The organism is Paenibacillus sp. LHD-38 (assembly GCF_031157315.1).
Lineage (GTDB): Bacteria > Bacillota > Bacilli > Paenibacillales > Paenibacillaceae > Pristimantibacillus.
Map to the genome: position 1 here is coordinate 19,193 of NZ_JAVIFU010000020.1, position 21,940 is coordinate 41,132.

General features: G+C 52.5%; 13 protein-coding genes and 1 pseudogene. 1 reads left to right on the top strand and 13 read right to left on the bottom strand.

Annotated features, from left to right (window positions below):
• Positions 1-38 precede the first annotated feature (38 nt).
• The 12 genes and pseudogenes from RCO25_RS18010 to RCO25_RS18065 all read right to left on the bottom strand — a co-directional run bounded on the left by RCO25_RS18010 (position 39) and on the right by RCO25_RS18065 (position 17,211).
• Positions 39-534: pseudogene (locus tag RCO25_RS18010) on the bottom strand (DMT family transporter).
• Between the two features lie 351 nt (positions 535-885).
• Positions 886-3,309, bottom strand: coding sequence for a glycosyl hydrolase family 95 catalytic domain-containing protein (locus RCO25_RS18015; protein WP_308997533.1), 2,424 nt, complete (start codon positions 3,307-3,309; stop codon positions 886-888).
• A 42-nt stretch (positions 3,310-3,351) separates the two neighbouring features.
• The gene (locus tag RCO25_RS18020; protein WP_308997534.1) at positions 3,352-4,503 is read right to left on the bottom strand and encodes a glycoside hydrolase family 88/105 protein; all 1,152 of its coding nucleotides are present in this window, start codon (positions 4,501-4,503) and stop codon (positions 3,352-3,354) included.
• Positions 4,504-4,522: 19 nt separating this feature from the next.
• Positions 4,523-5,665: an oligogalacturonate lyase family protein gene (locus tag RCO25_RS18025; protein WP_308997535.1), complete on the bottom strand. Its 1,143-nt coding sequence runs from the start codon at positions 5,663-5,665 to the stop codon at positions 4,523-4,525.
• Positions 5,666-5,701: 36 nt separating this feature from the next.
• Positions 5,702-7,777, bottom strand: coding sequence for a glycoside hydrolase family 65 (locus RCO25_RS18030; protein WP_308997536.1), 2,076 nt, complete (start codon positions 7,775-7,777; stop codon positions 5,702-5,704).
• A gap of 45 nt (positions 7,778-7,822) precedes the next feature.
• Positions 7,823-9,262 carry a helix-turn-helix transcriptional regulator gene (locus tag RCO25_RS18035; RefSeq protein ID WP_308997537.1) on the bottom strand — a complete coding sequence of 480 codons (1,440 nt, stop codon included), beginning with the start codon at positions 9,260-9,262 and terminating at the stop codon, positions 7,823-7,825.
• A 107-nt stretch (positions 9,263-9,369) separates the two neighbouring features.
• Positions 9,370-10,101 carry a hypothetical protein gene (locus RCO25_RS18040; protein WP_308997538.1) on the bottom strand — a complete coding sequence of 244 codons (732 nt, stop codon included), beginning with the start codon at positions 10,099-10,101 and terminating at the stop codon, positions 9,370-9,372.
• A gap of 98 nt (positions 10,102-10,199) precedes the next feature.
• The gene (locus RCO25_RS18045) at positions 10,200-12,395 is read right to left on the bottom strand and encodes a glycoside hydrolase family 88/105 protein (protein ID WP_308997539.1); all 2,196 of its coding nucleotides are present in this window, start codon (positions 12,393-12,395) and stop codon (positions 10,200-10,202) included.
• Positions 12,395-13,753, bottom strand: a complete 1,359-nt coding sequence (locus tag RCO25_RS18050; RefSeq protein WP_308997540.1) for a Gfo/Idh/MocA family protein — start codon at positions 13,751-13,753, stop codon at positions 12,395-12,397. Before RCO25_RS18050 ends, RCO25_RS18045 begins: the two co-directional genes overlap by 1 nt.
• A 52-nt stretch (positions 13,754-13,805) precedes the next feature.
• Positions 13,806-15,350, bottom strand: coding sequence for an extracellular solute-binding protein (locus tag RCO25_RS18055; RefSeq protein ID WP_308997541.1), 1,545 nt, complete (start codon positions 15,348-15,350; stop codon positions 13,806-13,808).
• 89 nt (positions 15,351-15,439) lie between these two features.
• Complete coding sequence (locus RCO25_RS18060) at positions 15,440-16,309, bottom strand: carbohydrate ABC transporter permease (RefSeq protein WP_308997542.1); 870 nt, start codon at positions 16,307-16,309, stop codon at positions 15,440-15,442.
• Entirely contained in the window at positions 16,309-17,211 is a 903-nt protein-coding gene (locus RCO25_RS18065; RefSeq protein ID WP_308997599.1) for an ABC transporter permease, read from the bottom strand. Before RCO25_RS18065 ends, RCO25_RS18060 begins: the two co-directional genes overlap by 1 nt.
• A gap of 125 nt (positions 17,212-17,336) precedes the next feature.
• On the opposite strand from RCO25_RS18065, the gene RCO25_RS18070 reads away from it, so the two are divergent.
• Entirely contained in the window at positions 17,337-17,639 is a 303-nt protein-coding gene (locus RCO25_RS18070; RefSeq protein ID WP_308997543.1) for a hypothetical protein, read from the top strand.
• Positions 17,640-17,682: 43 nt separating this feature from the next.
• Here RCO25_RS18070 and RCO25_RS18075 read toward each other — a convergent pair whose 3' ends face one another.
• Positions 17,683-21,873, bottom strand: coding sequence for an S-layer homology domain-containing protein (locus RCO25_RS18075; protein ID WP_308997544.1), 4,191 nt, complete (start codon positions 21,871-21,873; stop codon positions 17,683-17,685).
• Between the last annotated feature and the right edge of the window lie 67 nt (positions 21,874-21,940).

Below are 21,940 nucleotides of genomic sequence, written 5' to 3' on the forward strand. Positions count from 1 at the left end.
GCTCGTTTTGAGCCTTGGCTGTTTTTGTTTCCACAGCTCTAAGTCATCTTAGCCGCCTTCAGAGCCTCGCGTCGACCGCTGATTTTAAATAGAAGAACGCCCCTGACGATTGCGAGCACGCCAATCAGCTTGGTGAACGTGAAAGGAACCTTTTCCAAACCCAACCAGCCAAATGAATCCCACATTAAAGTAAATCCGAGCTGTGAGGTCAAAGCGATCGAGACGGCGTATGTCGGACCAAGCAGCTTCATCCCCTGCACCAAGCTAATGACAACGCCAACGCCAATCACGCCGCTGACCCAATACCAGGGCTGCATATTTTGTAGGTTAAACATCTGTTTGCCTTCGAAGATGAAGCCTAAAGTCAGTGATGCAGCGAATCCCAAGCCCCGCACTAATGTTGTCGTTGCCCAAGATCCCGCGCGTTCATTTACTTTGCTGCCAAGTTCCGATATCCTGGCTAATCCGGGAATTGGCTACTCCTTGCAGCGTAATAAAAGCCCCGCCTAAAAAGGCGTATAAGCTCCCTCTCATGTTGTTTCTCTCCTTCAATAAGACTTATACCTTATTAAAGGATAGAATCGGACGCTATGGGAAGGACATATGTCCTTCGAAACCAAATCTTCCGATGGCGCCATCCCCTCGATTATCGGGAGCAGGCGCGCATTAGAAGATTGCTTACGCAAGCTTCCGGATATACCTAGTACGACCAGCCTTTTCTGTTCCATTCCGTTCACCAGCTTTCTGATTCCAATATGCAGTATAAACCATGACGCTAATGTCATGGTCTATTCGGTACTCGTAAACGGAGAAAGGCCGCCGTATACGGGCAGCCTTTCCATTTATAGAGCATTAGTTTCCTGTTACGCAGGAGATGAATTCCCCTCATTCAACCTTGGAAGATTCAAAGACAACCGATGGCGCGCCACTCTTCATTCGTACCGTGAAATACGCGGGCCCCAGCGGCGAAGGCTGCACTTCTCCGCCGGTTATACTGCATGTTCCCGCCCAATCCGGCAGCTTGACGATTGTGTCGGTATCCCTATCCGCCGTAAGCTCCGCTCTGAACGAGCCCGATTCCCGATTCCAAGATAGCGCCACTCTGCCCGTGTGGAACCTCCAATCGGCCAGACGTCCCCGCTTCCAACGGCCCGGCAGCGCCGGCAGCAAGGTAATGAGATTGTCCGATACCTGAAGCAGCAGCTCCTGCACGGCGTTCACCCACCCCATATTGGCGTCTAATTGCACTGGAGCCGCAGGCATTTGCATCGATACGCCCATTCCCCGCCAGTCATTATGGAGCGTGAACAGATTTGGCAGCAGACTCGATCTTGTGAGGATATCCAGACAATTCAAGGAGCTGTCTCCATCTCCAAAACGCGCATAAATAGCAGCCATGTGAGCCAGCGACCAGCCGCTTTGGGCACCGATCTCGCGCCGCTGAACCGCCGTTTCAAACGCGCCGAACAAGCTCGGGTCGCTCTCTTTCGTCACTTCCTGCCCGGGGAAAACCGGATACAGATGGGATAGATGACGGTGTGCATATCGATCTTCGAAAGCAGGATGAATCCATTCACTGACCGCGCCGTCCTTATTCAGCCGATACGCCGGCAAATGCGTCAGCATGCGGCTCCATTCCTTCTCTGCCTCCGGATCGCCGCCCGCCTTCCGGTTCGCTTCTATTAGGTGCTGCAGCAGTTCTTTTAGAATGGCAACATCCATCGTCGCATTGATCGCCGTAGGCATCGGGTGTGCAAGCGGTTTGCCATCCGCCGGCATGAAATTGAGCGGTGTGTTCTCCGGCGATACAGAGGGATAAATTTTGTGAAATCCATCCGCATCCATAACCAGGAAGTCCTCGTAAAACCGCAGCGCCTCAAGCATGAACGGCAGCGCCGTCTCGCGCAGAAATTGAAGATTGCCGGTAAAACGGAAATGTTCAAAATAGTGGCAGGCCAGCCAACCGGCCGCCCCGGTCCAATTTAGAATGACTGGCACAATCTGATTAGGAACACCGATGCCCGGCGTGGAGCCTGCTGGGATATAGATGCCGCGGCAGCCGTACAGCCTGCGTGCATTTTCACGAAAGTCATCCATTAATCCCTCATAATAACGGAATAAGGAAGGGACGAGCTCGCCCAGACCGCCAACATGGGCATGCCAGTACATCATCTGGATATTCTCGTTTGCCATATTGTGGCTCCATACCAGCCTGTAATCGCCTCCCCACAGCCCATACAAGCCGAAAGGCTCGGCCTCTTCCGCAGACGCGGTACCGCTCAAGAACAAATAACGGCCGTATGCCCACATCTTACGTACAAGCGCTGGCGGCGCCTCCCCCTCATACGCATCCAACAGCAGACGTTCATTAGAGCGCAAATCATCGTCTGCGTCATGAAGCTCCAGTGAGGCTGAACGGTACAGCGGTTGATGAAGGGCGAGATGGCGCTCAAGCAGTATTTCGTAGGAGGAATCGACCACAAGCCCGGCTAATTCCTTCTTCAGCCGTTCCCAGTCCGTGGAGCGCTCGCCCAGGACAAACAGCTTCACCAGCACCAGCAAACGCCTTGCTCCCTCGAACCGGATCATGCTTCCCTCCGCTTCGATGCTGCCGCCCTCCGGAATGACCCGCATAACTGCCCCGAAATCCGTTCCATCGTCATTCGTTCCGGCAAACCAGGCATAAGCATCGCCTGCTCCGGTTTCGATCGTTTGCTCGAGCTCCTTGAATTCCGGCGTATCTGCCCAGCGGTCGCTTGGGTGAAGAACAAGACCGATCTCGCCCGATACACGGGCATCCCCGTCCCCTCCAAGCTCATAGACAACCGCATCATCGGCCCGCGAAACGAATAGCCGCCGATAATACCGGCTCTGTCCGTCCGTCCAGCCTACCGTTACTTCTCCACTGTCCATCGCCAGCGTTCTGCTGTACCCGCGAAAGGCACTGCCGCAGGGCATGACAAGCCGGACCGCGGCCAGCGGGAATCTCGAAGCGAGCTTCGTCCCGTAACCGCGCTCCTTTAAAGCATTCGCGAGCTGCCAGCTGGCCTCGGCATATCGCTCGGCATCCATCAGCCTGCGGGTCGTGGCAAGCGTGCCGCTCACATCCGGCAGCTCATCCTTGCTCCCCCAATGCCATAGGCGAGCATGGTTAAGCAGCACCGTCTCCTCCTGAACGCCGCCGAATACGGATGCTCCAATGACGCCGTTGCCCGAGGGAAGCGCTTCGCGCCACATATTCCGCCACCATGACGCGGGATAATTCATCAACAGCTTATCGGCGCTTCGATTATCCTTATGCTGCCGCATCCATACCCTTCCTCCTTTGGTAGATCTCCCGCTTACCAACCTTTATATAGTGTCCGAATCCGTCTGCCCCCGAAGCCGCTCCAGCTCGACGCTCGCCAGCAGCAGTGGGGCGACGCCCATCAGCACATCGCTTACGACCTTCTCGCTCATATAATATTCATAGGAACCGTCGCGATACTTACGTCCACCCAAGCCGGCCCCGTTACAAATGCTATGGAGATGAACCCCTTGTTCATCCTCGGTTACGAAGCGCTCAAGAATACCGTCATATGCACGCTCCACTGCCTGCCTGTCAATCTCAGCCAAATAGCCGAGCCGAATGCCCTTAGCCAAGGCATACGTCAACATGCACGAGCCCGACGACTCCAAATAGTTTCCTTGGCGGCCGTTGCAGTCCAGCAGCTGGTACCATACGCCGCTCTCCTGATCCTGTACGCGCAGCAAGGCATTCGCCATCCGCTCGAAAATCCCCATCAGGTGTCCGCGTTTTGGATGATGAACGGGAAAATGCTCAAGCGAGTCTACGAGCGCCATGGCGTACCACCCCATCGCTCGCCCCCACACATACCGGGAGCGGCCCGTGCTGCCATCGCACCAGCGCTGCTCCCTGCTCTCGTCCCAAGCGTGATACAGCAATCCTGTTTGCGGGTTGCGCGTACGCCGTTCGATCAACAGCAGTTGATGCGCCGCTTCATCGAACCAACCGCTCTCGCCAAAGGTCTTGGCAAACTCGGCCATGAACGGAGAAGACATGTACAGTCCATCCAGCCACATTTGGAAGGGATATATTTTCTTATGCCAATATCCTCCTTCTTCCGTACGGGGCTGGCCGATCAATTGGGTAATAAGTAGCCGAGCCGCCTGCTCATACTTAGAATCGCCGCTCTCTCTCCATAGTCTCAGCAGGTTTTTTCCTTCGTTAATATGGTCGAGATTGTATTCCTCCAGCTTATAGCCGCGAATGGAGCCGTCCTCTTGGATGAAGACGTCCATATGCCGCTTCACCGTTGCTTGGTATTCGGACTCTTCCGTCCAGTCGCCGAGCCGGCCGATCGCCGTCAGCGCCATGCCAGCCACATAGCCCCATTTATTGGCGATATTCGGGTGATAGCCGTCTTGGCTTTGGGACAGGATCGTTTTGGCGACCCGAACGGAAATACGTTCGGCACTAACAATTTCAGTTGCGGTGTTCATAAGCCTTCCCCTCCTTCGGTTACGTTGCCATCAACGGCAAAGAACTAAATTCTTCTGGAATCTCAACTAAATACAAATTGCCATATCCATTCTTATCGCTTGTGAAGATCAGCCTTTTTCCGTCCGCATTAAAACGCGGGTGGGCATGCACCTTCTGCGAATGAAAGCTGCACCGCAGCTCGCACAGGATGCGCGGGCCCTCATATACGCCGTCAATCTTCCGCCATAGGCTCAGCGTCTTGACCGCTCCCTTGCCATCCACGATCGCCTGCCCCAATCCATCCGCGTATCCATGCCAAGTGTCGAAACCGAACTCCGTCTCTTCCATGCCCGTATTGTCATATCGAATATGACCGAAAAAGTTGGTACCATCCGCACGGAATCCATGATAGCCGACCGTTACGCCATCGGGATAAAAAAATTCATGCCCAACCTTCTCGCCATCCTCCAGCCGCTCCCTGATCTTCCAAGCCTGGCCGGTGCGCAGGTCCAGCCCCCAAATCCGATGGTCAACCAGATGCCATGGGCCTTCGTGGCAGAATGTCATCAGCCAAGGCTCCTTCGGGGATGTATTGATATGGGTAATGAACCGGTTCGCTTCATATACCTTCTCTCCGCCGCCTGCCAGTGCATCAATACGTACGATCATGCTGTGGGGCGCAGCCTCCATCAGCTCCCGATGGCCGACATAGCCGTTGCCTAGATCGAGCCGGATGCGATGCGACAAATCCTCTTGCACGCAGGTCATAACGAACTGGCCGTTGGCTGTCGCATTCGCATTGCCTAGATGATAGCCCTCCGGCGCTTCGTAGATCAGCTTCTCTTCAAGCGATTCCAGATCCAGGCGAATAAGGCTTCGTTCGATCTTGACGAACGCCGCGCTTCCGTCCGGCAGCAGGCAAGCATCCAATCGATCGACATCCTTGTAATCCGTCAGCTGGGTGATCAAACCGCTGTTCACATGCAGGCTGTACAGATTCGCGCAATTTCCCCTGTCCGAGATAAACAACAGCCGTTGTTCTCCGTCATACCAACCGTTCTCCGTAAAATATAAATGATAGCTATGCGCCTTATAATTGGTTAATTGCGTTACTTCAAGGCCTGTGAGCCGATCAGTCTCCGTCTTCCGTTCCGAGGGCCACACCGTTCCTTTTGCAGACATGCTCTCGCCTCCTGAATTTTGAGAACTTACAAACCTCTACAGCCAGGGCTTCAGCCCTTCCCATTTCACGGACCAGCTTCCATCCTGCGGGAAGCCCGGATTATGATCAGCCGAATTAGCCGCTGATTCTCCCGCTTCGTTATCCTTCCAGCCAGCAGCCATCATGGCAACCGCGGCCAGCAGCCCGCCGTTGCCCGGCAGATAAGCGGATAAGCCGGGGCGCTGATAATTATGTCCGTTGGTTAGGTACGTATTTTTGGCAGCATCCATCAACAGGAAATCCACCGCGAGATCCGGTTCTCCGAGTCTAGCGGCCGTCATGGCACACATCGGAAAATCCCAGCCCCATGCTGATTCCCAAATCCATACTTCCTTCACCTTCAGCAATGTGTTCAGCATGACCTTGCGGTCGATTAGCGTGCCCGGCAAAATGCCGAGTGCCCCCAGCATGGACGGATGATCGCGATTTTTCGTCAGAAATGTTTCCGGGCACAGCTCATGGGCTAGATATACGCCCTCCGCCTGCGGAGGCTCGGCTAACGAACCGGCAACCTCTGCCCAAAGCGGGTTCACGGGCTGCTGCATGCGTTCCGCCCAGTGAATCGCAATTTCCAAGCCGTATTTCCAGTATTCCAGCTCGTAAGGCGGATTTTTGCTGTCTTGCATCGAATGGCATTCCTGCGCCGGAATTAGTGGCGGGCCCAGATCATAAACTCGCTTTTCTTCATTCCAGTGGGCGAATGAAACCATGAAATCAGCCGATTCGAACACGATGCTGCTGAACCTCTCCAGCGTAGCGCTCGACGGGTCCGCCTGATAGCAAAGCTCGGCGAGCGTCATCGGATGCGGCTGCTGCCAGATGAGCCCGTTTGCAACCGGGGATGGGCAAGGCTTGCCGTCGAAGCCAACCATTTTGGGCCAACGCGCCCCTTCATAACCTTGAGACAGCGCCAATTCGCGCGCCACCGGTAAGATTCGCTCATACCAATCCATGCTGTTCAGCAAATAATTCTCTCTGCCCCACAATGGAAAATGAGCCGCATGCCACCAATGCATCTCCAGATGCGACTTGCCGAACCAGCTGTTGTACATCAAGCCGGTTTCTTGCGGCGGCAGCGAGCCGCCGCTGTGCAGCGCAAGCAAGAACTGCGACAATACGACGCGCCTCTCCAGCTCATAGGCTCTTGGATCGGCGCTTCCGGAGAAATCAATCGCCGCTCCGCTCATCCAGAACGACTCCCAGTGACGCGCGCTTGCGGCATGGATAGCGTCAACCTCTGCCGTCTGCGGCGATTCTTGCGCGAAACCGATTGCGAATGCCAGCGAATCGGTACCGGCATCCGGCAGCAGCGTAAACTCGTGCACGCCGGTCCGCTCCAGTCTCCCTGCACTCCAGGACCAGCTGACCTCATAGCGGTCCTCGTCCATGCTTCTTACGATATTCGCCTTATTCACGCCTGACTCGCCCAGCTCCGAAAGATGCCTGTCGTCATTGCCCAGATCCGGGAATACGGCTTTGGCCCATGTGGTAGAAGTCATATCCGGCGCAGGAAAACGAAGGAATACCTGCAGCCTTCCCTGCTGAATTAATGGCGAAACGACATTGACCCCGATCACGTCAATCGTCGGATGGCAGGCCGTCGTGACATGAACCGGTACACCGCACACGGCAAATTCACTTGTCAAAATGCCTGACCATAGATTCATTTTTTGGCTGATTTCCGTTATATCCGCGGCTTGTGCTTCTTCACCCGATTCACATAAGAATCGAAAAGAAATGCGGCCAAGCTGCAGGCGATGCGGGTTCTGACGAAGCCAGTGGTAAGCCTCTGCCTTGTCTCCCGGCTTCATTGCATACCCGACCGTTCTTCCATACGTATCGTAGCTCTGGTACGCGGCATCACGCTCGGTGAACCGCTCCGGGCTGCCTGTAAAATGCCATCCCCAATTGGACTGCGTGCCCAGCGGCACCTCATATTGATTCGGAAAAGTCTGCAGGCCGGTAATGTCGGCGCTGAAGGCAAACTCCCCATTGCCTACGGAAAACGGGGACACGGGGTCCCATTTATTCAACTCCGGTTGATGGCGTTCCACGATCTGTCGTCTGTCCATTGGCTCCTCCTATTTGCTGGAACCCAGAGGCCGCCCAACCCATCATTATTCGAACGGAAAATCCATCCGAGTTCTCATCATATCCCGGAACTTGCCCGGGGTAATATCTTTGTATTTACGGAAGCTGCGAATAAAGCTGTTCTCATGTTGATAGCCGACCATCAGACCGATATCCGAAATGCGGTCATCCGTCTTCAGCAGCAGCTCACTCGCCCGCTCGATACGAAGACGGGTCAAATAGTTATAGATTGTCTCGCCCGTTTCTTGTTTGAACAGCTGGCTGGCAAGACTGCTGCTAATGCCAATCGCTTCCGCGATTTCCGGTATGCCGATCGGCTCGTTAAGATTCTGCTTCAAGTAGTCGATCATCCGTTGGCACATAATAAAATCCTTGCTCTCGGCCAATCGGCGGAATCGCTGCGCCAGCAGGGTAACCCGGCTCTCCAGTTCACCTTTGATATCCTCCAGACGGAGGGTATCGAACCGGACATGGGTTTGACAATAGGAGCCGTCGGCGGCTGGCCGGATTTGCTCGATCCTCTCGATGGCCGACTGCAGGAATGATACGGCCTCCGATGGGTACCCATATTGAGTGCGGATATTATCGGTCATTCGACCGACTGCTTCCAGAGAGCCCGGCTCATCGCCTATTTCTATAGCGCCGATCAATTCATCCAGCGCGCTTTCATGCTGCAGCGGTTCGTTCACTTCATGCCCGGACACCTCTTGGAACGTGATTACCTGTCCATAACCTTGGTACAACCGGTATGTAAGCGCATTCTCCGCTTCCAGCATCACTTGCTTCAATCTTGTAATATCCGTCTGCGTGTTGCTGACCCCCGCCGATACGCTGAATTTCAATAAACGCGACACTACCTCTAGCGATTCCGCCAGTTTGCTCTCGCAGCGCAGCCCTTCTACACGCGGCTGCAGCAAGATTGCTGTCTTATCCGTTCCGAAATCGGCGCATACAATTCGCCACTGCGGCTCGAACAGTTCGGCCACAATATTGGCCAAAGCGAACTTTAACAGCGAATGATCGCCGCCGGTGAAGGTACGGGACCATTCCTCGTAACGGTCGATCGACAGAACGGCCACTGTCACCGGCGCCGCCGTCCATTCTCCGAAATAACGGTTCCACTTCTCTTCGATATCCCGCTTCCCGCTGAGATTGCCGGAATAAATATCAGTAAGCAGCTTCGAGGCTGCCTCCGACATCGACTCCCGGACAAGCTGTGCCAGATGCGCGTGATTAGTAAGCAATTCACCGGCAAGCTTCTCCAGATCCATGCCCTCCGGACCGCTCGTCTTGCGGTCATACCTGCTGAAGAGCTGCTTCAGCCTGCGCACGGGTCGGAAAGCCGCCGCATTAATATAGAAAATCGTCGCCCCGCCAAGCCCTAGAGCCGCAATAGATACCAGAAGAACCACCTTCGCCACCCGCTTGGACTTGGCCAGCAGGCTGTCCTGCTCAACGATCGACACATAGCTCCATCCCGTTACAGGCGATTTGAGCTGATTAATGAGCAATTGGCGATTCTGGATTGTGATATCCCCGCCATCGTCCTCTCTCAGCGTCTCAATCGCGCGGTCTACCGACTCTTGATCGAACGCATAGTTCGAAACAGAGTAGAGCAGTTCGTCATGCTCGTCGAGAAATATCGCATCCGGTTCAAATTGTTCATGATTGGCGGATTCAGCTTAGCGAATAATTCCTCGTTTTTAAGATTGATGGCGACGATTCCTTTGAACTCCCCTTGAATCATGATCTTACGGAACAGCGTAACGCTAGAGCCTTTGGCTCCTGCCCCTTTAGGCACCATCCGTTTCTTAATGAGCGTCGTCCTCTCCCCGAATTCAGAAACTACGCCGGTCCAGTCTGAATCGTCGAATGTCAGCCTATTGGAGCTGAAGCCCTGCGGAATCGCCAGGAAGCTCTCCCGGTTAAGATCATAGACATAAATGCTTTTGATATACTTGGAATTGCTGATTAATGTCGATAGAAACTGGTAGGCCTCCGTAATATTCATATAAGAGCCCTGTACTTTGCTGGTCAAAAACTTGTAGACATTATCGCTCAAAGCGACTTGAATCGCGACCTTGTCGCTCTCGCTGACCAACTCGTCGATCACGTTCATATCGAGCTTCAGCATCTGACGCTGCAATTCGCTGAGCTCTTCTTGCATCACCGACTTCGACGTGTTGTACGAGGTCAGACTTACAGCCAGAATAATGAGAAAGACGGAAACGGTCAAAATCAGCACGAGCCTAACTTGGGTATGTGCCAGATTATATTTCAACCATTTCTTGATAGACTGTGTCACGGTAAATCCCACCTTATGCCGAGGATCCTTCTATTATAACGTGATCCTGCCCTCGCAACATACTCAGCCCGATCTTCTTACCCACACTCCAGACCCGCTCAAGGCTTCTCTATCAACCATTCTTTCATTCGCTGCGTTTCAATGCCGGCTAGCAGTACGATGCCGATGCCATGCGTATCATTCAAATTCCAGCCTAAATCATGCTTATAGTAAGCATGGGAGTATGACCAGCTGGAGCCCTTGCATACGCCGTAGAGATTTCCTCTTTTGTCGACGGCCCGCTCGCATAATCCCTGCCACCCGGCCAGCGCCGCCTTAATGTACGGCTCTGGATTCTCGAGCCAGCTATGGCGAATCCCAAGCGCAAAACCGTAGATGAACATCGAGGTGCACGAGGATTCCTCATACGACTCCGCATCGACCAATACTTGATGCCACAGGCCATGCTTACCCTGCAGCCTGCGGTATCCTTCGGCCAGTTCACGGTAGAAAGCGAGAATGGACGGATAGCTCTCATGCGTCCTAGGCAATACTTCGAGCAATACGGCCAGCGAGAAAAACACCCAGCCGTTGCCCCTGCCCCAGACCGTTCCGGAAGGCTTGCTATTGCGAACATCATACACATGAGACATGACCTGCCGATCCGCCATGTACAAATACTTCTTATAAAGCAGAAGCTGCCTGGCGGCTTCATCCCTATAGCCCGGATCGCCGGTAAGCTCAGCATACCTGCACAGGAAAGGAACGCTCATGTACATATCGTCGCACCACATCGTGTTATGCATGCTTGGCGAGACACCGACCTTGCGGTAAAGCGCGCCGTCCTCCATGCGGTCCTGAACGTTCATAATATAATGGGCAATGTCATCCGCCACCGCACGCGAGCCTTTAAGCGGACGGAACCGTTCAGCCAAAATCGCCAACGCTCCGAAGGAACCGCAATCATCCAGGCTGTCGATATGCGACAGCTGATTATTCAAGCCTGCTGCTCCGAAACGCTCGCGGTCCCACAGCGAGTATGCATAAGTCGATGTCGCGAACTCGACATGGCCCGCAACGTAAACCGCCAGCTCTTCGCGCTGCAGCAGCCCGCCCGTACCGAGCAGCCCGGACAGCGTGACGCCAAGCGGATAATTCCAACGGCCGTACAGCTCGTTTTCGAGAAATGGACGCACATTTGCTCCCGGCTGGTCCGTCGTCCAGAAGACGTTCATGCGGAGGTCCGCTGCCACCTTGTCGAGTGCCAGATAATCAGCCGGATTAATATTCGCTTCCGGCGAGAGCGGACCCAGCAGCAGCCATTGACCTTTATAGCCATGCATGCGGCGTCCGAGAACCAGTTCAACGCCAGGCGCTGCAATGTCCCCAATCTGAAAGCCCCATCCTTGCCCATCGCAGCGGCACTGGGCGATGAGGTCGCTGATCCCCGGGTTTGCGTCAAGCTCGAAAGAGAAGTCTCCGGATTCTTGAACCGCGTACACTTCTTTTCCCTGCCATAATAACCGTAATGGACCATAGGCGGTTCCCGCGATCGTGACTTGCTGCTTTGAGGCGGTACGGTTGGCGATCGTCGTCCATGCATACGCCGAATACCCAGGCTGCATGCCATATAGAAGATCCAAACGCCCTTTCCCCTCTTCACGCACAGGCAGCCATTCCGCTCCGGTGGCTGCCTCCGCCTGATTCGCGCCCGGGATGCGATTCAGCGGCTCGGCCGACGGCGCCGTATAGATCCAGCCCTCCTCCCCTTCCCGCTCATCGGAAGGCGCCAGAAAGTGAAAAGGCTTATTTTTGCGGCTGCCAGTTCCGAAGGCTGCACCGCAGTTCCCTTCCCGGCCCTTCCCCAGCTCCAGAACAAAGTGATTCCAACCCCGTATCAGATTCACCTTCAGCTTGATCGGCAGCGCGGTTGCTCCTTGCGCCGCCTCGGAAATTTCCTCTTCCGGGGAAGATCCGAAGCGCTGATCCCCATTATGGTACAGCCTCACTGGCCCGAAGCAGCGAAGATGGAAGATGAACTCCTGCGGCTGCTCGATCCAAAGCTTTGCCCAGGCGTAAACCCGCTGGCCCTCTTCCATATCCTTGAACATGCTTTGCAGCGGAAATTCATATAAATGATCCGCTCCTTTGCGAATCGCGCTGGTCCGCGTCACCCGATACACCGGCTCATGCGGCGGATTGTCGCCGACATACCGCTGAGCGATGACCTTTAGCACATGGGGAATGCTGCCGCCCTCCGTCTGCGAGGCTATGCTCTCCATCGAATCGAAGTAACGGTTTAAATTCACTGCCATTACACTCCTCCTCCCTGGCCGCTTAGGCTCTCTTGACGTTCCTGCGATCCACTGCCAGAGTTGCCGGTACCGCTTTCCATTACCTCCTCGATCGTAACCAGGCGATGCTCCTTCACCGAACGCCAGACCGCTTCGCCCGTCGCCACCGAATAAGCGCCGTCAACCGCGCCCGACAAGATACGGAACGGCCGTCTGCGGTCCTCGCCCATGAATAGGTCTTCCAGCAGCAGCGGATCGCCCCCGCCATGTCCGCCTTCCCGGTGCACGACATGTATCGTTTCCTTCGAGCCGAACAATGGAAAGTAGTCGATCGTTTGGACAGGCGTAGGGAAAGGTGTTCTGCCAGGCATATGATATTCCACCGTCTCGAGCCTCCCTTTCGTCCCGTTAATGGCCAACCTATAGCCTTCATAAGGCAGCGAGAAGTTAACGGAATAACTGAGCAGCGCACCGCCGCTGTATTTCACGGTCGCGGTATACGTATCTTCAATTTCAATTTCCGAATCGAAGATGCAGCGGTCCGGACGGTAATCCGAATAGGGAAACGCCGAAGGCTTTCCTGCTTCGAGAGACCCAAGATGATCATCCGGCACTTTAAGATTCCGGCTGCGGGCATTCCACCGCGAGTAATATGAGCAATCCTCGGTATGTGCACAGGTGCTGCAAAACCGCCCGTCCTCCTTCTTCGGATTCGCCTCGCCCTCGGCGCCATAATAATTCAAAGCGCCAAATGCGAATACTTCTACCGGCCTTTGATCAATCCACCAATTGACCAAATCGAAATGATGCGTGCTCTTGTGCACGGACAAACCGCCCGACAACTCGCGGTCCCGGTTCCACCTTTTGAAGTAGCTGGAGCCGTGATACGTATCCAAGTACCAATTCAAGTCAATCGACGTTATTCTGCCAAGCTTCCCATCCTGCATAATCTCCTTGATCTTCGTATGAATCGGGGCATAACGGTAGTTGAATGTCACAATGACAGAGCCCTTGCTCGCTTTCTCCGCTTCGATAACGCGCTTGCTGTCCGCCCCGGTCGTCACCATCGGTTTCTCCGTAATGGCGTCTAGATCACGCTCAAGTGCGGCAATCAAGTACTGCGCATGCGTGTCGTCGCGGCCTGCGACGATAATTACGTCAGGCTTCGTCTCATCCACCATACGATCAAACTCGTTCTCGCCGTAGGTTCTTATGCCGGCATGCTCCGGGTATCTCGAACGGTACAGCTCAAAGCGCATCGGATCGCGGTCGAGCAGGCCGACAAGCTCGCAGCTACCGGCGAAAGTAGTCAGGATAGGCTTGGCGAACATGCCCAGCGCACGTCCGCTCACTCCGCAAATGGCGTATCGTTTTCTCATCTGATCCAATCCTTTCTTGCATTTACGCGATCATGAAGACTGCCGCAGATGCTTATTTCTTCACTTTCGCATACCATTCTTGAACACGCTTGGTGACGGCCTCGCCTCCAGCTTTATTCCAACGGTCCACGAACTCGTCAAATTTCTCTAACGGCCATTCGCCAATGACGATCTTCGTCAGATATTCTTGGAAAAGCTTATGCGATTGAATATCCGGGAAGCCTTCGTACACCGTATTCGGCAATCCGTCGCCGGCGATTCGACGCGCATCGGATGTGCTGACCGCGAAAACATCCTGAACCATCTTCTGCATGTCTTCCGGGATCGTCTCCTTGATCCGTACATCCATGTCTTCCTTGGTTGTCAGATTGCGCATCCCAAGCGCGATCGGGCGGCTGTCCTCCGGAGGCAATATGACCTTCTTGCCGTTTACGACTTCATGCTGCTGCCCCTCGATGCCAAAGCGAATGAATTCATCGTTGCTTTGGTCATAGAAGAAATCGAGCAGCTTAAGCGAATATTCAGCTTTATCCTTTGCGACAGTCGGAATCATCCACTCTGGCTCGCCCATGCTTTTCTGCGTAACAAAACCTTCAAAACCTTCAGCCTTAGGTACCGGCATTCCGACTACGTAAGCATCCGGCGCTCCTTTGAGCATCGCGGTATAGCGGTCGCGAAGGTTAGCCGGAAGGTGATACCAGCTGCCGACCAAGTTATTGTTGATTTTGGCCTGCCAAACATCGCCTTTGTTCAGGAACGTCTCATTGTCTAACAGCTTTTCTTCGTATAGCTCGCGAATATAGGCGATAGCGGCCTTCATATTTTTCGAAACGCCTGCGTATTGAATCTCTCCTTCATAGATATCCCATTCCGGTACGCCTTCCCACATCGCGACACCATACATGCCGAACAGGTGGTCCATCCACTTTCCAAACTCGCGTCCAGAGGTAGGCAGCTCATCCGCTTTGCCATTGCCGTTCGGGTCCTTGTCCCGGAATGCCCGCAGCACCTCTTTATATTCCTCTGTTGTTTTCGGAATAGACAATCCTACTTTGTCGAGCCAGTCCTGACGGATCATCGGCGCCCGCTCGGGTACGAGAAACACCTTTGGCACGTAGTAGATATGGCCGTCCGGGGAAGCTGATCTTACGATATCCCATGCTTCTTCCGGAATGTTCTTCCAAACATTAGGCGCGTACTTTGGCAGCAATTCATCGAGCGCCAAAGCGCCGCCTTGCTTGATTAACGTCTGCTCGATGCCCCCAATCGGACGGAGAATGTCCGGCAGGTCATCGGAAGCTATCATCAAATTCAGAAATTCCGTCGGCTCCGAACCTGGTGCCGTCGTCACCAGTTCGTATACGACCCCCGTCTTCTCCTCCACATATTTCACATGCTCATTATCTTTGTCTGGAATGGTTCCTACGCCCATATGGCTTTTGAATACTTTCACCGTAACGGGCTTGTTCTTCTCCGCGTCATTCACCGAAGCCGTTTGTTTCTCTCCATTGTTGGAGCAGCCGGTGAGGATCGAAACGACCAGCAGCGATACCAAAGCGGATACTTTGACCGATTTTCCAAATACATGTTTCATCATGTGTTCAGTCCCCCTTTTAAGTGTATTAATGCTATATATCAAGCCGGCGATCCGGCCTCATACCGCTTTTTCTTCCGCCTTAAGACCCGTTATTCTTTCAAGGAGCCCAGCATCGAGCCTTTCACGAAATATTTTTGCAAATAAGGATATACGAGAACGATCGGGATCGTAGCGAATAAAATTGTGGCCGCTTTCAACGTTGTCGTATTGAAATCGTAGTCGCCAAGAACCAGATTGACTGCGGCAAGCTCCTCCGGCGAGGTTAAATAAGCACGAAGCTTTGTTTGCAGCGGCCATTTCTCCGGATCGCGGATGAACAGCACCGCCCGCTGAAAGGTATTCCAATAACCTACCGCATAAAACAGGCTTACGGTGGCCATAACCGGCTTTGAGAGCGGCAAATAAATTCGGAATAAGATGCCTGCCTCATTGCAGCCGTCGATCCTTGCAGAATCATCAAGCTCTTTCGGAATACCCATAAAGAAGGTACGGATAATGATCATGTTGAACGTACCGATCACCCCCGGCAAAATGAGTGACCATAGCGAGTTCATCAGGCCAAGCTCACGCACCGTCAGAAAGAACGGGATCATCGGCGCATTGAAGATCATGGTAATGATAATACCGAGCATGATCTGCTTGCGGATGAGAAATTGCTTATGCGATAACGGATAAGCCGTCAGCACCGTGAACAGCATGCTCAGAAATGTTCCGGCCACCGTTATATAAACGGTGATACCGAATGACCTCCACAGTCCCGTATTCTGCAAAATGTGCGACCAGGATGCCGTCGTGAATTCAACCGGGAACAGGAACACCTGCTTGGAATCCGCCGCGATCGGCGAGCTGAAGGAGACGGCCAGCAGCTGAAGGAGCGGAAGCAGCATTGTGGCAGCTGCTGCGATTAGAAACGCGTAATTGAAAAACTGGAATAGTTGATCTCCTGTAGTCCTTCTCATCACCACAACCCCTGTTCTGTTTTTCGAGCCATGCGGTTAAATATCCACAATAACACGAATCCGATGACCGATTGGAATAATCCGATCGCTGTCGTGACGCTGTACTGCCCTTGCAGCACGCCCGCCCGGTATACATACGTCTCGATGATGTCACCGACCGAATACGTCATCGGCGTCAATAAATTATAAATCTGATCAAAGCCAAGCTCCAAGAAATTCCCAATATTCAATAGGAACAGTACGAGTATGGTTGGGAACATAGTAGGCAGCGTAATATGAATCGTCTGCTTCCACCGGTTTGCCCCGTCCATGACGGCCGCTTCATATAAGCTCGGATTAATGCCTGCGATCGCGGCCAAGTAGATGATCGTTCCCCAGCCTACATCCTTCCATATGCCGGAGATGACGACGATGGCGCGAAAATATCGTTGTTCCTGCATGAACAGAATCGTTTCCTGCCCGAACCATCCTCGCATCATATTAATGACGCCCTGACTCGACAGCAATTCGAATACGATGCCCCCTACGACGACCCAGGATAGAAAATGCGGGAGATAAAATAAACTTTGCATGACCCGTTTGGCAAGCATCAACCTGACTTCATTAAAGAGAAGTGCGAGGATAATCGGTGCCGGGAACCCAAATACAAGTTGATAAAGGGCGATTGTCGCCGTATTCCTTAATACTAAATAGAAGTCTTCATACGTGAAAATAAATTTGAAGTTGTCGAGTCCAATCCATGAGCTAGACAGCATGCCTTTAAAAATCTGATAGTCTTGAAACGCGATCACGCTGCCGGCCAGCGGTAAATATTTAAATACGAGATAATAGATAATGCCAGGCAGTATCATGACGTAGAGCATCCAATACTTACGCATATTAACGAGATAACGATTCTCCATCAAGTTGAATCTCCCGATCGATACGCGAGTGGAGCCAGGCTCCAAATGATCTTGCGTATTTGCCATCGTGAACCTCCTTCGCTTCTTGTACCGCCATCTTACCTGTTCAAGCACTCTATAAACAATTGATCAATTCAACATGGCACACACAAATCCGCGATCCCGCCCAAATTGGACGAATAGCGCACTCAACCCGCGATAAGTTGATGAATAAATACGGCTTCCCCACCGTTCGGATGCTCTTCCTCCAGCATAAAAAAAGCCGCAGCAGCAAGGCTTCAGCGGATTTGTTGATGCTGTGGCGGATTGGTTTGTTGACGCCGGACGACATTTCCGGCTTCGTCCTTTTCTCCTGCCGCATGCGTGGTAACTTCCGCATACAAAAGAAGACTGCCGAGATTCCTTCGGCAGTCTTCTGGGGCGTATAGTAATCACCTATCCTATTTTCCGGCTTGTTCGATCGTTATCCGCTTACTTATTGTATACCCTGTAAAGAAGGACTGCGGCTTCTGCTCTGGTCGTATTCGCAAGAGGTTGAAGCTTGCCTCCGCTTCCAGCAATAAGGCCTTCTTTAACCATTTTGGCTAATTCTTCTGCTGCATAGTCTGCGACATCCTCCCGGTCGGCAAAGTTATCTAGGCTGTTATCCATTCCGGTTATGTTTAGCTTCTTCGCGATTGCCATAGCTCTTGCGGTCAATACCATCATATCCTGCCTTGCTATCGGCTCTTCCGGATTAAAGCGGTTTTCGCCTTTTCCTTTTGCAAGACCAAGCGCCTTAGCGATACCTACGGCTTCATAGTAATAGTCTTCTGTATTCAGATCATCAAAATTCGAATCGGCTTTTGCCGTTAGTCCAAGCGTCTTGATCAGTAATAAGGTAAAATCTGCTCGGGTAACCGCGGCAGCGGGTTCGAACGTATTCTCTCCGGTTCCATTAATAATGCCTTTGGACGCCAAGATGTTTACCGAATCTTTTGCCCATGCGTACCGTTCTAGATCGGCAAAGGTTTTAAAAACAGACACTACGGCGAATGTCCCCGTCCCGGCGGCTGCAAATGCGACCCTTCCTGCTGCCGTATCATACCTTCCACTAGGTACAGGCTGGGTATTTCCCTGTCCGTCTATAAACCATACCGTAATATGCTCCGGACTCTTCAATTCCTCGGCTGTCGGTTTGTAAGGTACAGATAAGATTACGGGCTTTTCTGGATTGTTATATTCTATTTTTTTCCCGTCTGCGATTACATTCAAATAGATGAACGGGTTTTGGCCAACTTTCTCCTTTACCGGTGAAGGAAGAACCGTTATATCCCCGATACCGATGCTTAAGCCGATTTCTTTGGCAGAGACAGCAGCGCCCGTGAGCATCCCCGCCGGCACGACTATTGTTCCTAGTGCTGTTTTTATTTCTATTTTTCGGACTGCATCGGTTTTGGTGAAAAACTCGGCAGGAAGCACCGCGGTATAGGCCTTTGCTCCTTCTACCTTAGGGATATCGAATGTGAATAGCTTATTGCCGTCTTTATCCACTTTTGCTTGTTCAAAAGCATCTGTCATGTCTTCCATTGCCAGTATCAACTTTGCTTCTCCTGTTTTGGGGTCTAAGACCGGGTTGGAAGTTCCTGCCTCAGGCTGGCCCGTATTATCCGGTACTGCGGGCGTCCCCAATGTCCTAACCTTTACGGTATTGGACTTTTCTGATTCTCCGCTGGCATTCTGGGCTACGATGTAATAGGTGTAATCGACACCAGGCTTTACCGTGCGGTCATAATACGCCCCTACCTTGGCCGAACCGGGATTGTATACACTCTCGCCAACGGATTCCCTGTAAATGTTGTATTGAGTTGCATCGCCATGGGCTGCCCAGATGAGCCCGACGAAGGATTCACCCACTAATCCAGTAATCAGATCGGAAGAAGCGGAGGGAACGGGCACTGCAATAGTAAGAGCATCGCTTTGTGCCGACTCTCCCATTTCGTTCACAGCCGTTATTTTGTAGCTGTAGCCTGTCTCCGTCACACTAATGCCGTCGTCGATAAAGTCGGCCGACTCACTGCTGCCTACTTGGGCATAACCATTTTCGCTATTTCCTTTTCTATAAAGGTTGTAACGTTCTGCCCCTTCTACCGGATTCCATTGCATTTCGAAAGCGGAGGTCGTAACTGTACCTGCTAGAATGCCTGAAGGTACTTGCGGAAGAAGCACTGGCTGATTAGTCGCGGCACTCACGCTGTCTGACTTGCCTGACTCGCCGCCAATTCCTACCGTCGATACCTTATAGAAATAGGCAGAGGAAGGACTCACCGTTTTATCGGTATATTCTGCTGTTAACGAACTGCCAACCTTATGGTAAGGGCCTTCCGGAGCTGCCGCTCTGTAGATGTTGTAGCTTGTGGCTCCGTCCGCCGCTGCCCAGCTAAGCTCCACACTCATGCTCCTTGCTATGGATACCTTTAACCCCGCAGGCACAGGTGGTACGGGATGCGCAGGATCAAAAGTAACCACTTCCGCAATATCGGAGTATGGAGATTCGCCTCCGGCATTCACAGCTGACACTTTATATTGATAGGTAATCCCTTGAACGATCACCGTATCCTCGTACTCTGCCGCTGCGGAACTGGCAACGGCTTTAAAAACATCGTTAACAGAAGAGGAACGATAGATAAGATAAGAAGCCGCGTCACTCGCCGGTGACCATTTTAGCGAAACAGAGGTACCTGCTGCGAAAGCTGCCGTAAACCCGGATGGACCGCCGGATGGAGGTTCTGTTTGCGGATTTGTCGGCTTTAGGATAACATAATAGCTGCCTTTCGAAGTGCTGCCATTCGCCCCCATCGTTACCAATGACCCTGCAGAATAATGCTTCTTGTATAGCCGGTACTGCACCGGTTGATCATCCTCTATCGTCTCACCAGTATCCTCATAGGCGGATAACCATGCAGGAATCTCAGGAATCCTCGTATCGTAAACCACATATACATCCGCATCGGCAGCCAGATAAAAGGAAAGCAGGTCGCTGCTTGCAGAGCTTCTAGACTCCATCGCTGCCCGAATCCATTCCATGCCTTTCAGCGCATCCGGAATGGTTACGAGCTTGTAAATTTTGGAGCCGGTCGTTCGATCTCCGTACTCCACGTCTCCCGGCTGAAAATTTTGCTGAACTGACCATTTGGATGCATTTACGCCTCCGTTTTTACTATTATCGTTTATGACGACATTTCTGACCGATTTCCCGTCCATACTGGCTGTTGGCGTTGGAACGGGCGTTGGTGCCGGTTCTGTCGGCGGTATGAACGGCGGACCGGACCATGCTGCGGGGGTTAAGGGATAATTCGCAGGGAAGCCGACTGCCGCCAGCTCATTCAAATAATCCTCCAGATGGGTATAGCCGTCTCCATTGCTGTCACCGTTTCCGTCGCTCGAATCATTCGGATTCAATCCTTTGGCTTGTTCCCAGGCATCGGGCATGCCGTCCCGGTCCGTATCGGCTGGGGCTGTTTCTTTTTTCAATACAGAATACCCGCCTACATCATTCTCATGCCCAATAAGCGCTCCGGTCTGGTTCCTTACATTATCAACAATCCGCTGATCAACCGCATCCCTTGCCAGAGACGATCCGGAGTGGTTCAAAACATGGTTGTATGCAGCTTCCGGCAATTCCGTATGGACGAGGGGATATTCAAACCGCTCTGGCACCATAATGCTCGGCCTGTCAGCCTCCATCATGCCCGCCCCCGTATCTGTACCGTCCAGAATGCCGTTTTTATTGCTGTCGATCAGATTGTTATGGAGATAAAGCTTGTAGTTCTCGTTTCCGCGCACAATCGCGTATTGGGGGTCTACCGAATTAATACCTGCAATAAAATAGTTCCCGACGACATTGCCGTACCCTTTGGTACCGGATTCCCCGCCAGCTACATACGGAAACTGGCCCCAGTTGTATACGACATTGTTAACAAAGTCCATCTGTCCTTTCGTTTTCGGATTTCTGTCGTTATTATGCGCATAGAGATTATGGTGCATGGTGATGGTATTCATTTCAATCAGCCCGCCCATAGAATGGGTAAGAAGAGCCTCCGATATAATCGACCACTGAACCGTTATGTTTTTCGATCTGGGATTTTCGTAATCCTTGCTTTTTATGGACAAGACTTCGTCCGTCGCCCATGAAAACGAAGAGTGATCGATGATCACATTTTGGCAGTCTTCAAAATACATGGCATCATCTTTAACGCTTAGCTCACCCATCCGAAAGGTTAAATACCTAATGACGATATCACTGCAGTCATAGAAACGAATATTGTTAGAACGGATGGTTACGCCGTCCCCCGGCGCAGTCTGCCCCGCTATAGTGATATTGGACTTATTTCTTAATATAATCTGGGGCGTAGTAATTTCTCCCGAAATATCAAATACGATCGTGCGAGGCGTGTCCCCCACTGTCGTAAGCGCATCATAGAATGTTCCTGGTCCTGTAAGCTCATAGCTCGTGACATGATAAACCTCGCCGCCGCGCCCCCCTAAGGCAGCATATCCGAAACCTTCTGCACCTGGAAATGCCGGCAGTACGGGACTTGCCGCTTTTACCGTGGAATTCTGGAGCGGGATTATAGAAAAACACAGAACGATACAAATAATTTGTGCCAAAAACCTCTTCATCTTGCACCTCCGCTAAACGAGTAATGTAATCGCTTTCAAAAATTTGTTTTGAAATTCATCTCCTAAC

Excerpts from the sequence above, each read along its gene's own strand:
- RCO25_RS18015 (WP_308997533.1), bottom strand. The coding sequence starts at position 3,309 with ATGCGGCAGCATAAGGATAATCGAAGCGCCGATAAGCTGTTGATGAAT.
- RCO25_RS18020 (WP_308997534.1), bottom strand. The coding sequence starts at position 4,503 with ATGAACACCGCAACTGAAATTGTTAGTGCCGAACGTATTTCCGTTCGG.
- RCO25_RS18055 (WP_308997541.1), bottom strand. The coding sequence starts at position 15,350 with ATGATGAAACATGTATTTGGAAAATCGGTCAAAGTATCCGCTTTGGTA.
- RCO25_RS18025 (WP_308997535.1), bottom strand. The coding sequence starts at position 5,665 with ATGTCTGCAAAAGGAACGGTGTGGCCCTCGGAACGGAAGACGGAGACT.
- RCO25_RS18050 (WP_308997540.1), bottom strand. The coding sequence starts at position 13,753 with ATGAGAAAACGATACGCCATTTGCGGAGTGAGCGGACGTGCGCTGGGC.
- RCO25_RS18060 (WP_308997542.1), bottom strand. The coding sequence starts at position 16,309 with ATGAGAAGGACTACAGGAGATCAACTATTCCAGTTTTTCAATTACGCG.
- RCO25_RS18075 (WP_308997544.1), bottom strand. The coding sequence starts at position 21,873 with ATGAAGAGGTTTTTGGCACAAATTATTTGTATCGTTCTGTGTTTTTCT.
- RCO25_RS18045 (WP_308997539.1), bottom strand. The coding sequence starts at position 12,395 with ATGGCAGTGAATTTAAACCGTTACTTCGATTCGATGGAGAGCATAGCC.
- RCO25_RS18065 (WP_308997599.1), bottom strand. The coding sequence starts at position 17,211 with ATGGAGAATCGTTATCTCGTTAATATGCGTAAGTATTGGATGCTCTAC.
- RCO25_RS18030 (WP_308997536.1), bottom strand. The coding sequence starts at position 7,777 with ATGGACAGACGACAGATCGTGGAACGCCATCAACCGGAGTTGAATAAA.